The organism is Synechocystis salina LEGE 00031 (assembly GCF_015207985.1).
Taxonomy (GTDB): Bacteria; Cyanobacteriota; Cyanobacteriia; order Cyanobacteriales; family Microcystaceae; genus Synechocystis; species Synechocystis salina.
On sequence record NZ_JADEVV010000013.1, the window covers coordinates 14,868 to 28,011 of the forward strand.

Sequence of the window (13,144 nt, forward strand, 5' to 3'; positions counted from 1 at the left end):
GCACCAGCCACTACATTGCAACTAATGCCAGAGTCTCCCAATGTTTTCAAAAACGCTGCGGTAAACCCAGCAGCTTACATATTGGGGCTTATGACCATGGTTATCCAAGCACATCGAAAAAGTATTGGTAAATTGTTTTGCAAATATTTCACTCACAACAAGCAACAAATCTCTTGAATAGTACACAGGAACGATTTGATGATTTGATTTTTAAAAATTCATAGATTACCAAGGCAAAATTTCTCCATTAGAATGCTAAAATGTTCCCGTATTTTCTAGATTTAATTGCTCAATACGACTAAGTAGTCCTTTAACAGATTCTTCGGGTGTAATTCCCTGTGTATTAAAATTTGTCATACGAGTCTTGACTAAGCCAGGATGAAGAATCGCCACCGCAATCTGACGATGTTTTAAGTCAATAGATAAAGATTTACCTGCCATTGAAAGTGCAACTTTTGACATTCGATAACCATAGGAATCACCTGAAGTATTATCTTCAATTGACCCCATGCGACTAGTCATGATAATAATCTTAGAACCTGCTTTTAAATTAGGTACTAGCGCACGGGTTAATCTTAAAGGAGCAAGGGCATTCACTTCAAATTGCCGACGAATACTATCAATATTTAAATTGTCTAACCCAAAGCTTTCTGCAATACCAGCGTTATTAATCAAAACATCAATCGATTGGCCATCAAGTCGCTCCACTAAGCCGGCAATATCTGTTTCTGAGGTAAGCTCAACATCTGTTTCGACTGACACTTCCAAATTATTTAATTCGTCCGAAGTCGAGCGACAGACAGCAATGACGTGATCCCCTCGCTTTTTTAGTTGACGACAATATTCTAAACCGATGCCTCGATTTGCCCCTGTGACTAAGTAAGTACTCATTTTTTCTAATAGTGAACAATAGTAAATTAAATAAATCCGAAAAACACAAATATAATCAGCCGTTAACTCTTTTGATTGGCTGAAAGAAAATAACTTATCGGAAGCAACATTTTTGTTAAACTCAACTTTATCCATTCAGGAAGCATAGCAAAGTAAATGAAATTAGATAGGGAATAACTGGGCAGAAACTTTCATTATATGGGTCTTGATGACAGATGTCGAAAAGATCTGGAATTACCATAATCGTTACCTGAACAAGGCTAAAGTGTCCACCTCAGATCTCTCTGTCGATAAGTCAGCGCCTCGGCACAAACTTCATTAAAATTAGGGGCTGCCCCGTCGCATTGTGGTGAGAACTGCTCACTGGAACAAAACCGTAGCGGCTGTAGAATCGTCGCCCGATCTCGTTCTGCTCAAACACTTCCACGTTCAGAGCGCCTCGGAGTTGTACTGCATGATCCATCAGCGATCGCCCCACTCCTTTGTCCTGCATTTCTGGATCCACAAAGAATCCGCCGACGGTTTGCCCTAGCAGGGAAATGAAGCCCACCACTTCTCCCTGATGTTCGTAAACCCAGGTTTCGGCCATTGGCAGATAAAGATCGACAATGTCGGATCGCTCTTGCTGGAAGTAGTTGGCTGGTAGGAAACAATGGGCGATCGCCGCTGCTCGATACCACACCGTCAGCAGTGCAGCCTGATCAACTTCCTGATAAAGGCGAATCTTCATGGACTATAGAGCGTTAAATCTGATTGGTAGCCATTTCTTGTCCTAGTTAGCCCAAGGGTAAGCGATTAAGCTCTTCTCGATGCTGCCGCCACCGTGGGTAAAAAGTATCTATCAATCCCCAGAAGCGGTCATTATGCCTATGTTCCAGCAAGTGGGTCATTTCATGGACTACCACGTACTCCAAGCACGCTAGCGGCTTTTTTGCTAACTCTAGGTTGAGCCAAATACGCTGAGCTCTAGAGTTACAGGTACCCCAGCGGGTCTTCATACGTTTAACGCCAAACTCACGCACCTCAACCCCCATAATAGGTTCGTACTTGGCGATAAGGGCTGGAATGATTAACTTCAACTGTTGGCGGTACCATTCACTGATTAGGTGGTGGCGCTTGTTCTGGGAAGTATGGGGACGAACGTAAAGCTTTAGAATCTGGGGAGTCAAGTTGACCTCCGGTGGACCTTGGTGTTCTATGACCTTCAATAGGTAGCTTTGTCCGCAGAAGAAGTGGTTTTCTCCGTTAATGTATTGCCTAGGTGCTTCTCTGTCTCGGGCTAGTATTTTCTGCCGTTGTCGCTTGATCCAACTCAGTTTGGAAAAAACAAAAGCACGAACAATATCTGGGTTCATGGTCAAGGGGGCTGACACCCGCACCTCACCGTCGGGGGGGTGTACGGTTAGACGAACGTTTTTGATGGGTTTGTAGATGATGACAATGCCCAGATCCTCCAGTTCCAGAAATGTCTTTTTAGTATTCACATTTTTTCTTGGCGACATTAAAAACGATCCCGTCACAGACTTCAAGGTTGCTTATCGAGGCGGTATTGAAACAGCGTTACAACTCAATTTTGGGTTACAGGCTCAGGCTTGGCAACAGAATCACAAATCTATCAGCACCCCCTGCTTACAAACATTTGTATTTAATGCCAAATTGAGATGCTCCCGTCTGTCATACTGCCTATCTGAAAAATGGGTTTAAAACGCCGTCCTTCAGGAAGGCTTTAATTGGCAGGTGCAAGTTTTACATACAAAATATCTTGTGTAAGCTAAAATTTAAGTATGTTAACTATGACCTACGCCTACAAGCTGAAACCAACTCCACAACAAGTGTTAGACATAGAGGAAAACCTCAATGTCTGTCGCAAGGTGTGGAACTATGCCCTGCGGGAACGCAAGGATTGGTGTGCTTCTCGTAAGTCTCCGGTTAATGCTTGCTCGATTCGAGGTGAATATATCCTCTCTGCCGACGAGCCCTTTCCTGATTACCATATCCAAGCAAAACGCTTGACAGAGGCAAGAAAACACATTCCTGAATTAGCTAACACCCATTCCCAAATACTTCAACAAACCTTGAGGCAGTTGGATCGGGCTTGGGATGATATGCACAAAAGAGGTTTTGGTTTTCCTCGCTTTAAAAAGCGGCACAATCTGCGTTCATTTGTCTTCCCTCAGTTAGGGAAAAATCCGGTGTCCGCAGAAGGGATCAAACTTCCGAAAATTGGCATAGTGGGGTGGCACTATTCCCGTCCTATTCCAGATGGGTTTATGGCGAAACAAGCGAGGGTAGTGAGAAAAGCATCGGGCTATTTTGTCATGCTTACCTTGCAATCAAATGTGAGTGTTCCAAAAGTTTCTTTTCATGGTCATCCGATTGGGATTGATGTGGGCTTGGAATATTTCCTCTCCACATCCGACGGTGTACAGGTAAAACGTCCCCGTTTCTTCGGTGAACTTCAACGTCAGCTTGAATTGCTACAACGAAGGCTCAAAACGAAACAAAGGGGGAGTGCCAATGAGGCTAAACTCCGTCGCAAAATAGCAAGACTTCATGAAAGAATTGCTGATACCCGTAAGGATTGGCATTTTAAGTTAGCTCACCAGTTGTGTGACCAGGGAGACTCCATTTTTGTAGAAGATTTAGACTTCCGCATCATGGCTAAAGGAATGCTAGGAAAGCACACTCTCGATGCTGGACTGGGACAATTTGTTAATCAGATTTTGCCTTGGGTCTGTTTTCAAAGAGGAGTCTTTTACGGCAAGGTAGACCCCAAAGGGACAAGTCAACAATGTCCTGATTGTGGGGCTAGGGTCTCAAAGGACTTGAGTGTGAGAATACACCACTGTCCTGAATGTGGCTCGATTAAACCAAGGGATATTGCCGCCGCCCAAGTAATTTGTACCCGTGGGCAACGGGGAATAGAAAATGTCTGTGGAGTTGAGGTGACGGGGATTCTGGTAACAGGGTCTAGTCAACTGGCTATGAAGCAGAAAACCTAGATTGTGAGGTCTAGGAATCCCCCGGCTTTAGCCGGGTTGGAGGATGTCAACTGCTGTCTCACACTGATCTGCTAGTCGCCATAACGCTATTACTGATTAGTGTCTATGCTTATTCTTCATAGTTAAATTTTTTGTCATATATGGCCTTATTTACCATTAAATTTGTCGTGTCTAACTTCCGATTTCTAATATTAATTATTAAATTATGAAACGGGTTATTCAATTATTTCCTTGGCGACGGACATTTATTCAACGAACACCAGGACTGGAACATTTTTCCCGTTCTCTTGACGGAGATACCATTATTCGTTTGCACCTTGATTCACCAACGGACTTATTGATGCCTTTTGAGCGTTTCCCAACAAATTATAATTATGATGAAATAAACTCCTTGGTGTTTAATCTTGATAAGGACCTTGTTAACTATCTTTTTAGCTGCCTAACAGAATTTGAAAATGATGAGTTTATTCTCCAGTTTACTCTCGCCGAGCAATCTCCTCCTGAAACAAATTTTTCTGAAAAAATTTTATGTATTGTCATTCATCGTTATTTTTCTTATCTAGAAAATATTCGCTGGCAAAACCTACAACAACTAGCCCGTGACGCTATTTTACTCGGATTTGCTGGGACAGGAACTTTAGCTCTATCTATTTTATTAGAATCACAGACTGTACCCCAAGATATCAAAATTGCTTTTTCCTTGGTTAATCAAGGCGTGACTGTATTTAGCTGGCTCACAATTTGGGAAGCCTTAGCCAATGCTCTGTGGAATTGGCGTCCTTTATATCAGCAAATGAAGATCTGTCAAAGATTGCAAAATGCTCGTTGTGAACTCAAAAATGCGTAAAATAAGGAAGACAGGCATGAGGTTGATAATCTAAAATCTAATTAAAATCGTTAGTATCATTCTTTAATAAAACCTAGTTTTGCCCATCTTTAATTTATATATTATTCAATAATAATGACTTTATCTCCTGATTTGATGCCGATTAATACTGAATCACAAACTCTTATTTCCTCAACAGACCTTGACTGGACAAGCAAGGAGTCAATTCTGACCCGAGCTTATCTGATTGGCGAACGCATTGCCATCAAAAACATTGAAGTGCAAGACCCCCTAGCTACTAATCCTCTAATCCTTCGGACTGGGACAGATGGATGTGCCGTTTTGTTGCGCTACGGTGTTGTGGTGATATTTAATTGTACTGAGTCGGAAGAATTAGAATTTCTACATCAAATTAATCCTCATGTTCAAGAATCTTTTCCCGAAAAACTTTTAGAAGTCTTGCCAATGATTATCCGTCCAAATGTTAAAGAACGGCTAGAATCTGGATATTTGTCACTCCAAGAATGCACCACAGAACGTTTGCAAATTATTGCTGAGGCATTAGGAAAAAGTATTGTTTTAGATTATTATGAGCGCGAAGTTTCTAACTTATTTGACAAAATTAAACCTTTCACAACAGCCATTCAAGGTAAAAATCCCCGTCCTCCAAAAGAAAAAGAATTATTGGGCTATATTGGTGGTTTATTGTTAATTGAGCAAAAAGTTTTTGGTATTGTTGAAGTGGGAGAAAAACCTGATCCTATTTGGGATTTTCCCGAGTTAGACCGTCTCTACTTACGCCTAGAAGATGAATACGAGTTGCGAGAACGTTGGCTAGCGTTGGAAAAAAAACTAACCTTAATTAGTAGAACAATGGAAACAGCCCTAGCAATTCTACAAAGAGATAGTAGTCATAGAGTTGAATGGTATATTGTTATTTTGATTGTAATTGAAATTATTCTAGCTGTCTATAGCTTGCTTAACTAAAGCTTTGAAACATTGCTCAGTGGAACTGAACAAATTTTGTATACAAAAGAAAAATAACCACAAAGATTAAAAAATTCAACTTTCTTTAAAGCTTTCTTAATTTGTCCACTAATGCTCTGTCAACTCTGTTTAACTGCTGAGTTGATTATTGGGGATGCCGTTTAAATTAATTGTGAAATGTAACGATATTTACCAATCTAAGTAGGGAATTTTAGCGAAGGGAATAGACCCCAGTAACTTTTACTAGGAGTTTCTAAGCTGGCGATCTTTCCCTAATCTTGACTAATGTGGAGGTCAACTTTTTGCTGTTTCTGCTGCCATGGGCAATTGCTGATTATTGATCGCCTATGAAAGGATTGAGCAAACAAACCCCAGTGCCAACAAAGTCTTTAACATTATGGCTAACTAGGGTCAGTCCATAACTGAGAGCAGTAGCAGCAATTTTTTTATCTAGGGCGTTATGGGGATTAGGGACTCCTAATTTTCCCCAAATCTGAGCTTCAAAGATGGTGAAATCTAGGATCTGGTCAGCGTAATCTGCAATTACAATTTCCAACCACTCCTCCAGTAAATTAGCTTGTTGATTATTCCCTCGATGCCTGATTAATTCCACACGCCGCCGCAATTCTCCAATGGTAATCATACTCAAATAGAGATGCTGAGCTTGCTGAAAAAATGCTAGTACGCCGGGGTCATCCCTATCTTGCTTCCGTAGCTCACTAATAACGTTGGTATCAATCAAATATTTGACTGGCTCTGTCATCCTGTATTCGCTCAAAATCTGAGTCATTGCCCACATCCGGAATCTGGCGAAGCACTTCCGCAAAGGGCTTTCGAGGAGGTTGCAATAGGGCCTGCTCTAGGATTCTGCGGTGCTCTGCTTCGCCACTGATGCCATGTTGCCCCGCCCGCTTTTTCAGGGCTACCACCACTGCCTCATCAATATTGCGGACAATTAAATTAGCCATCCACTACCCCCAGCTCACAACAAACTCTTGCTTTTGGTCATCACCCAGATGATAGCTTTTTAACCGAGTGGTAATATTCCATTAAATGTTGGGGAGCATAAAACGGGCTAGATCTCCTAACCCAGAACGAAAAGATCGCCAATTCAACGTCGAAGCAATTTAGATTACCCTAGAGGAGAAGTCCTTCTCCTTTTACACCATGGCAACCTTTGAAGTAGATCCAGTCAAAATCCTGGAGAAGATAGATTCCCGCTTAGAACGGTTGGAAGCTGGTCAAGCTGAAATGAAAACGGCGATCGCCACCATTGACTAGAAGGTGACCGACACAGGCAAACGCCTTGACTCCATTGAAACCAGAGTCGGCAGTCTGACAGGCTGGATTATTGGCATCCTCTTTGCCCTAGTGGGGGGATTGCTGGGATTACTGGGCAAAGTGACTTTTTTCCCAATCTTTGAAGATGAATCGCAATACAGTACAAATTACACTCTTGAGAATCGTCTGTAATCTTCATATTTGACTTTTTAGGTTAACTAATCATTTTCTTCAGCAAAGCCCCGTATCAGACGACTTGGGACATGGTGGTAATTTTCAGAATTTATTAATTGATAATAATTAGTAATAATTTGTGTTGAGCGATGGAGAGTTGGAAAAATTCCACGATACAATTAGGTTTGTGAGAGCTATTCAACATTTTTTTAGGAATGATTGAATGAAAATTAACCGTCAGGGGCAAACAAAGGTATTAACAGGGCGGGAATTACATGACCTTTTTACGGTGGGATTATTGACTCCCCCCGATCGCCTACTCTTGGGATGAACCCACAAATAGATAAGAACAGTCATTACGTCCTTATGAGCTTGACCAGGCTCTTCAACTTTTGTCCCCGTAATGAGATGCTAGCCTCTATAAAGTCCTCAATTAAACTTGAATCTTTCCAAACAATATGGGTGCAAGAATGTCATATCCATCTCAACCATCTGCTGAGCGCTCCATAACGACCTTTGATGAGTTTGTGCGATTAGCTGATTACTCTCTGATGGACACCTTAAATGCTGATCCCGATGCCATGGGAGATGGAGACGATCGCCGTGCCCGGCAGGTTTTGTCTGGTCATTTCGTACCTGTAACACCCACACCGCTTGCGGAACCAGAATATGTAACCCATAGCAGCACTTTTTTTAAGGAACTTGGGTTAAACGATAGACTGGCACTTGACGACAAATTTCGCCATATATTTTCTGGTGATATTTCTGTTGCCCATGAGCCTATGCGTCAGGTTGGCTGGGCGACTGGTTATGCACTGTCGATTTATGGCACCGAATATATTCAACAATGTCCATTCGGTACTGGTAATGGTTATGGAGATGGTCGAGCGATATCTGTATTTGAAGGAATAATCAATGGCCAGCGCTGGGAAATGCAATTGAAAGGTGGCGGACCAACGCCTTATTGCCGTGGTGCGGACGGTCGAGCAGTGCTACGTTCAAGTGTGCGTGAGTTTTTAGCACAAGAATATATGCAGGCTTTGGGTGTTCCAACATCACGCTCTTTGACACTTTATGTTTCTAAATGTGAGACCGTTACCCGGCCTTGGTATTCCCAAGACTCCTACTCCATTGACCCTGATATTTTAGTAGACAATCCTGTAGCCATTTCAACTCGTGTTGCACCATCCTTTTTGCGCGTTGGTCAACTGGAATTATTCGCCCGTCGCGCTCGCAGCAATGCTCATCCAAAAGCATTAGAAGAGTTACGCATGATAGTGTCTCATTTAATTGAGCGAGAATACAAAAGCGATATTAATCAAAGTCTTAGTTTTGCAGATCAATTGGTTGAGTTAGCTAAGCTATTTCGGCAGCGTCTCACGACCCTGGTGGCTAATTGGTTACGGATTGGTTACTGTCAGGGTAATTTTAATAGTGACAACTGCGCTGCTGGTGGCTTTACCCTCGACTATGGACCATTTGGGTTTTGTGAAATGTTTAACCCTGGGTTTCAGCCTTGGACTGGGGGCAGACAACACTTTTCATTCTTCAATCAGCCAGTTGCAGCAGAGGCGAATTATCATATGTTTTGGAAATCAGTTAGGCTACTACTCACAGAAGATGCTAAGGCTTTAGAATCTTTTGATCAATTACGTCATGGCTTTGCAGAAACAATGCAAGAGCAAGTTCAAAAAATGTGGAAAGCAAAACTTGGCTTGACTGAATATAATCCAAATCTGTTTAAAAAACTAATGGAGTTGATGACTGAATCACAGGTAGATTACACTATTTTCTTCCGAGAATTATCTCATATACCAGACCATATTTCACTATTGAAAAAGAGCTTCTACGTAGAAAATTCAGAACAACTTGAAGAGCAATGGCAATCTTGGCTAAAAAGCTGGCGTGACCTCGTCACGAAGGATAATGATTTGGCTGAAATATCAGCGAAAATGAAACAAGTCAACCCCAAATATACATGGCGGGAGTGGTTGATTGTCCCTGCTTACCAACAAGCAATGCAAGGTGACTACACCTTGGTTAGAGAGTTGCAAGAAGTACTTAGCCGTCCATATGATGAGCAGTCAGAAGAAATAGAAGATAAATACTATTCTCTAAGGCCTAAGACATTTTCTAACATTGGTGGCGTGTCGCACTATAGCTGTTCATCTTAATGACGACGTGCATCCCGAAGTCATTAAGATGCTATTATGCGTCAATTACAAAGAGAGTGATCTAAATTTTGTGTAAAGAGGAAAATTTAGATCACTCTTGAGCAATGCTGAGTGCTGGATTGCCAATGTAAGTCAGTAACTGGGTTCCAGCCTCTAAAATTTATAGTTTCATTTAATTTGGTCCCAAAACACCGATGATTCCGGGTCGCTACAGATAACGGAGAAGGCCAGAATGATTAATTTACAAGAAATCTTCTCATTTTATTCATGGAGCATGTTATGAATTTTAGAAGCGTCAATTAAGATCATCGCTCAAAATATCGAATAAAAACTATAGCAATTTTTGGTTGTGCGAAATATAGCAAAATCCTTATAAGCAAAGCTTTACAGCCTCTATAAATTACCTCGTTTATATAAAAATATAATAAATAAAGCTGAGCAAGTTGCAGATAATAGAACAAGATTTTTTAGGTTTTATTTAGACTAAGTGCGTAATCATGCAGACAAAATCAATTAAACAAAATAAGATATATGTATTAACTGGGTCATTCTTTTTAGGGTCTTTAATATGATTTTTTAGTTGACCAAATCTATGGTCGTTGTTGCAACGTCTTTCATTTTCATTGTCGGTATTGTTGGCAGCCTAAACCAAGCTCACGCTGTCACTTTTACCACATGGAATCACCTTACAACTGGCACGGATACAGTCATTAATATTTATACTTCTACTGGCATTTCTTTCTCCTAATCGCCCAATGAGGGGATTTTTTGGCAATTGGACTACATTCCTACAGTGAGTACTTTTTAGCACCCTGAAATTCTCATGTATCAAGGGTTTTGTTATAACCTTTCTAGATTGAAAGCCGCTACTTAATTGAATAAAAACTATAAAGGACTATTGCAGTGAATAACCAAAGTGATTCCCAAGATCAGATCCCCCAATATGATGCCCATATTATTCCGGCTGAATCCGCCGCACGTCAGCATCGAGAAGGTAAAGACTTTGGCCATACCTCCCATGTCACAGCCGATGGTGAATTGAGTGAAGTAAGCCATGGTTATACGGTAGATAAAGAGGGTTTGCTCAATAACTACGCAGTCGAGACAGAAATGTACGTTGATGTCCCTGGAGATATGCAAGAGGAAACTGCCCAACCTTTGCCAGATTGACCCTAGACCAACAAGAGATAGTCCTCAATGTTTCTCCTGCTGTAGTTGAAGAATGGCGATCTCTTACTGTTCAAAAATAATCCCGTGTAGCAAATCTTTATGCTGTGAACGCTCGATTCAAACTGTACAAATACAATTTAATGTCCCGAATGACATTTGATTAGTTATCTCTCTTTAACTCCTCCCTAAGTTATGCAACAGATAAAAACCAGAACCCTTACGCCACAACTTCTGAGCAAAATTGATGCCTACTGGCGGGCTGCCAACTATCTATCGGTGGGGCAAATTTACCTGTTTGACAATCCTTTGCTCAAACGTCCGCTCACCTTGGCAGACATTAAACCGATGCTGCTGGGTCACTGGGGTACGACACCGGGTCAGAACTTTATATATGTGCATTTGAATCGGGCGATTAAAAAATACGACCTCGATATGATCTACGTCTCTGGCCCCGGACACGGTGGCCCAGCGGTGGTGGCGAATACCTATCTGGAAGGTACTTACAGCGAGATTTATCCCAACATTAGTCAGGATGCAGACGGACTGCAAAAGCTCTTTTTACAATTTTCCTTTCCCGGCGGTATTCCTAGTCACGCCTCACCAGAATGCCCTGGCTCAATTCACGAAGGCGGCGAGTTGGGCTATTCCCTTAGTCATGCGTTTGGGGCGGTATTTGATAATCCCAATCTGGTTGTGGCCTGTGTCGTAGGCGATGGTGAGGCAGAAACTGGTCCACTGGCAACGGCATGGCATTCCAACAAGTTTCTCAACCCTGCCACCGATGGTGCGGTACTGCCGATCCTCCACCTCAACGGCTACAAGATTGCCAATCCAACCATCCTCGCCCGCATTGAGCCAGAAGAATTAGACCAGTTGCTGCGGGGAAATGGCTGGATTCCTTATTACGTGGAAGGCCATGAGGCAGAATTAATGCACGAAGCGATGGCAACGACCCTCGATCAGGCGATCGCCGACATCAAACAGATCCAGCATGAAGCTCGTGACAATGGCAACACCAAACGCCCCCGCTGGCCAATGATTGTGCTGCGATCGCCTAAAGGTTGGACGGGACCCAAATGGGTGGATGGCGTTCAGATCGAAGACACATTCCGTTCCCATCAAGTACCGCTCTCCGATCCACGATCGCATCCCGAACATCTCAAGCTTTTGGAAGACTGGCTGCGGAGCTACCGACCAGAGGAACTGTTCGACGAATCAGGGCGATTGAAACTGGAATTAGCTGAACTAGCACCTGAGGGCGATCGCCGTATGGGTGCAAATCCCCAAGCCAACGGGGGCATGCTGCTACGCGACCTGATCGTGCCAGACTTTCGGGACTACGCGGTGAATGTACCGGCCCCCGGATCGGTTCAAGCTGCCGATGCCCATGAACTGGGTGTATTCCTGCGAGACGTAACCAAGCTCAACCAAGAGCAGCGCAATTTTAGAATTTTTGGTCCCGACGAAACCCTCTCCAATCGATTGAACGCGGTATTTGAAGTGACCGATCGCCAGTGGGATGCCGAAACCCAAGCTAACGATGAGTTCCTTGCCGCCGATGGTCGAGTGATGGAAATGTTGAGCGAGCATCAATGTGAAGGCTGGCTAGAAGGTTACCTACTCACGGGGCGACATGGGCTGTTCAACTGTTATGAGGCGTTTATCCACATCATCGACTCGATGTTTAACCAGCACGCCAAATGGCTAAAAGTAACGGCAGAGCTACCATGGCGACGACCGATTGCCTCTTTAAACTACCTACTGGCTTCCCATGTTTGGCAACAAATGCACAACGGCTTCACCCACCAAGACCCCGGCTTTATCGATCATGTGGTCAATAAAAAAGCTTCCGTCGTGCGTGTTTATCTACCGCCCGATGCCAACTGCTTGTTGTCGGTGTGGGATCACTGTTTGCGCAGTCGTCATTACGTCAATGTGGTAATTGCAGGTAAATATCAAGCCCCCCAATGGCTAACGATGGAGCAAGCTGTCAAACATTGCACTGCAGGCATTGGCATTTGGGACTGGGCTAGTACCGACGGTGAACCCGATGTGGTCATGGCTTGCTGTGGCGATGTGCCGACCCTAGAAACCCTTGCCGCCGTTTCGATTCTGCGGGAGCATTTGCCCGACTTAAAAATCCGAGTGGTGAATGTTGTTGATTTGATGCGACTACAACCGGAAAGGGAACATCCCCACGGGTTGAGTGATGAGGATTTTGACGCGCTCTTCACCCAGGATAAACCCGTGATTTTTGCCTTCCATGCCTACCCTTGGTTAATTCACCGCTTGACCTACCGCCGCACCAACCACGGCAACATCCATGTGCGGGGCTATAAGGAAGAAGGCACAATCACCACGCCCTTTGATATGACGGTGCTCAACGACCTTGATCGCTTTCATTTGGTCATGGACGTGATTGATCGCCTGCCGCAATTAGCCTTTAAAGGGGCTGAACTAAAGCAAATGATGGAGGCCAAACTAATCCACCACAGGCAATACATTAACCAGAATGGCCAAGACTTGCCAGAAATTCGTAACTGGAAATGGAGTCCAGATTCAACATTGCCAGCCAAACCTTTGCGAGGAAAAATGCCTGTACTGACCTAAAACAAGCCAAAGAAATCCGCTATTTTGAT

The 13,144-nt window shown here is 43.2% G+C and carries 11 protein-coding genes; 6 read left to right on the top strand and 5 right to left on the bottom strand.

Translation table 11 applies throughout. The features are described from left to right. Positions 1-255: 255 nt before the first annotated feature. The 3 genes from IQ217_RS06155 to IQ217_RS06165 all read right to left on the bottom strand — a co-directional run bounded on the left by IQ217_RS06155 (position 256) and on the right by IQ217_RS06165 (position 2,375). Positions 256-891: an SDR family oxidoreductase gene (locus tag IQ217_RS06155; protein WP_194019321.1), complete on the bottom strand. Its 636-nt coding sequence runs from the start codon at positions 889-891 to the stop codon at positions 256-258. A gap of 295 nt (positions 892-1,186) precedes the next feature. Next, a complete protein-coding gene (locus IQ217_RS06160; protein WP_194019291.1) occupies positions 1,187-1,621 on the bottom strand; it encodes a GNAT family N-acetyltransferase in 435 nt (144 codons plus the stop codon). A 46-nt stretch (positions 1,622-1,667) separates the two neighbouring features. After that, complete coding sequence (locus tag IQ217_RS06165; protein WP_194019292.1) at positions 1,668-2,375, bottom strand: SprT-like domain-containing protein; 708 nt, start codon at positions 2,373-2,375, stop codon at positions 1,668-1,670. 309 nt (positions 2,376-2,684) lie between these two features. On the opposite strand from IQ217_RS06165, the gene IQ217_RS06170 reads away from it, so the two are divergent. The 3 genes from IQ217_RS06170 to IQ217_RS06180 all read left to right on the top strand — a co-directional run bounded on the left by IQ217_RS06170 (position 2,685) and on the right by IQ217_RS06180 (position 5,706). Beyond that, positions 2,685-3,893 carry an RNA-guided endonuclease InsQ/TnpB family protein gene (locus IQ217_RS06170; protein WP_228024294.1) on the top strand — a complete coding sequence of 403 codons (1,209 nt, stop codon included), beginning with the start codon at positions 2,685-2,687 and terminating at the stop codon, positions 3,891-3,893. Between the two features lie 205 nt (positions 3,894-4,098). Then, entirely contained in the window at positions 4,099-4,740 is a 642-nt protein-coding gene (locus IQ217_RS06175; RefSeq protein WP_190599889.1) for a hypothetical protein, read from the top strand. Between the two features lie 114 nt (positions 4,741-4,854). Continuing rightward, positions 4,855-5,706 (top strand): RMD1 family protein, encoded by an 852-nt coding sequence (locus tag IQ217_RS06180; protein WP_194019293.1) that lies wholly within the window; start codon positions 4,855-4,857, stop codon positions 5,704-5,706. A 334-nt stretch (positions 5,707-6,040) separates the two neighbouring features. On the opposite strand, the gene IQ217_RS06185 is transcribed toward IQ217_RS06180, so the two are convergent. Continuing rightward, on the bottom strand, positions 6,041-6,469 hold the full coding sequence (locus tag IQ217_RS06185) for a type II toxin-antitoxin system VapC family toxin (protein ID WP_194019294.1): 429 nt from the start codon (positions 6,467-6,469) through the stop codon (positions 6,041-6,043). Further along, a complete protein-coding gene (locus IQ217_RS06190; protein WP_194019295.1) occupies positions 6,441-6,674 on the bottom strand; it encodes a FitA-like ribbon-helix-helix domain-containing protein in 234 nt (77 codons plus the stop codon). Before IQ217_RS06190 ends, IQ217_RS06185 begins: the two co-directional genes overlap by 29 nt. Positions 6,675-7,631: 957 nt before the next feature. Here IQ217_RS06190 and IQ217_RS06200 point away from each other — a divergent pair. The 3 genes from IQ217_RS06200 (at position 7,632) to IQ217_RS06210 (ending at position 13,115) form a co-directional block, all read left to right on the top strand. Beyond that, a complete protein-coding gene (locus tag IQ217_RS06200) occupies positions 7,632-9,335 on the top strand; it encodes a protein adenylyltransferase SelO (RefSeq protein ID WP_194019322.1) in 1,704 nt (567 codons plus the stop codon). 903 nt (positions 9,336-10,238) lie between these two features. After that, positions 10,239-10,505, top strand: a complete 267-nt coding sequence (locus tag IQ217_RS06205; protein ID WP_194019327.1) for a hypothetical protein — start codon at positions 10,239-10,241, stop codon at positions 10,503-10,505. 192 nt (positions 10,506-10,697) lie between these two features. After that, positions 10,698-13,115 carry a phosphoketolase family protein gene (locus tag IQ217_RS06210; protein WP_194019296.1) on the top strand — a complete coding sequence of 806 codons (2,418 nt, stop codon included), beginning with the start codon at positions 10,698-10,700 and terminating at the stop codon, positions 13,113-13,115. The last annotated feature ends 29 nt before the right edge of the window (positions 13,116-13,144 follow it).

What these genes read in the sequence shown, in the direction of transcription:
- IQ217_RS06155 (WP_194019321.1), bottom strand. Translation starts at nt 891, where the DNA reads ATGAGTACTTACTTAGTCACAGGGGCAAATCGAGGCATCGGTTTAGAA.
- IQ217_RS06160 (WP_194019291.1), bottom strand. Translation starts at nt 1,621, where the DNA reads ATGAAGATTCGCCTTTATCAGGAAGTTGATCAGGCTGCACTGCTGACG.
- IQ217_RS06170 (WP_228024294.1), top strand. Translation starts at nt 2,685, where the DNA reads ATGACCTACGCCTACAAGCTGAAACCAACTCCACAACAAGTGTTAGAC.
- IQ217_RS06175 (WP_190599889.1), top strand. Translation starts at nt 4,099, where the DNA reads ATGAAACGGGTTATTCAATTATTTCCTTGGCGACGGACATTTATTCAA.
- IQ217_RS06180 (WP_194019293.1), top strand. Translation starts at nt 4,855, where the DNA reads ATGACTTTATCTCCTGATTTGATGCCGATTAATACTGAATCACAAACT.
- IQ217_RS06185 (WP_194019294.1), bottom strand. Translation starts at nt 6,469, where the DNA reads ATGACAGAGCCAGTCAAATATTTGATTGATACCAACGTTATTAGTGAG.
- IQ217_RS06190 (WP_194019295.1), bottom strand. Translation starts at nt 6,674, where the DNA reads ATGGCTAATTTAATTGTCCGCAATATTGATGAGGCAGTGGTGGTAGCC.
- IQ217_RS06200 (WP_194019322.1), top strand. Translation starts at nt 7,632, where the DNA reads ATGTCATATCCATCTCAACCATCTGCTGAGCGCTCCATAACGACCTTT.
- IQ217_RS06210 (WP_194019296.1), top strand. Translation starts at nt 10,698, where the DNA reads ATGCAACAGATAAAAACCAGAACCCTTACGCCACAACTTCTGAGCAAA.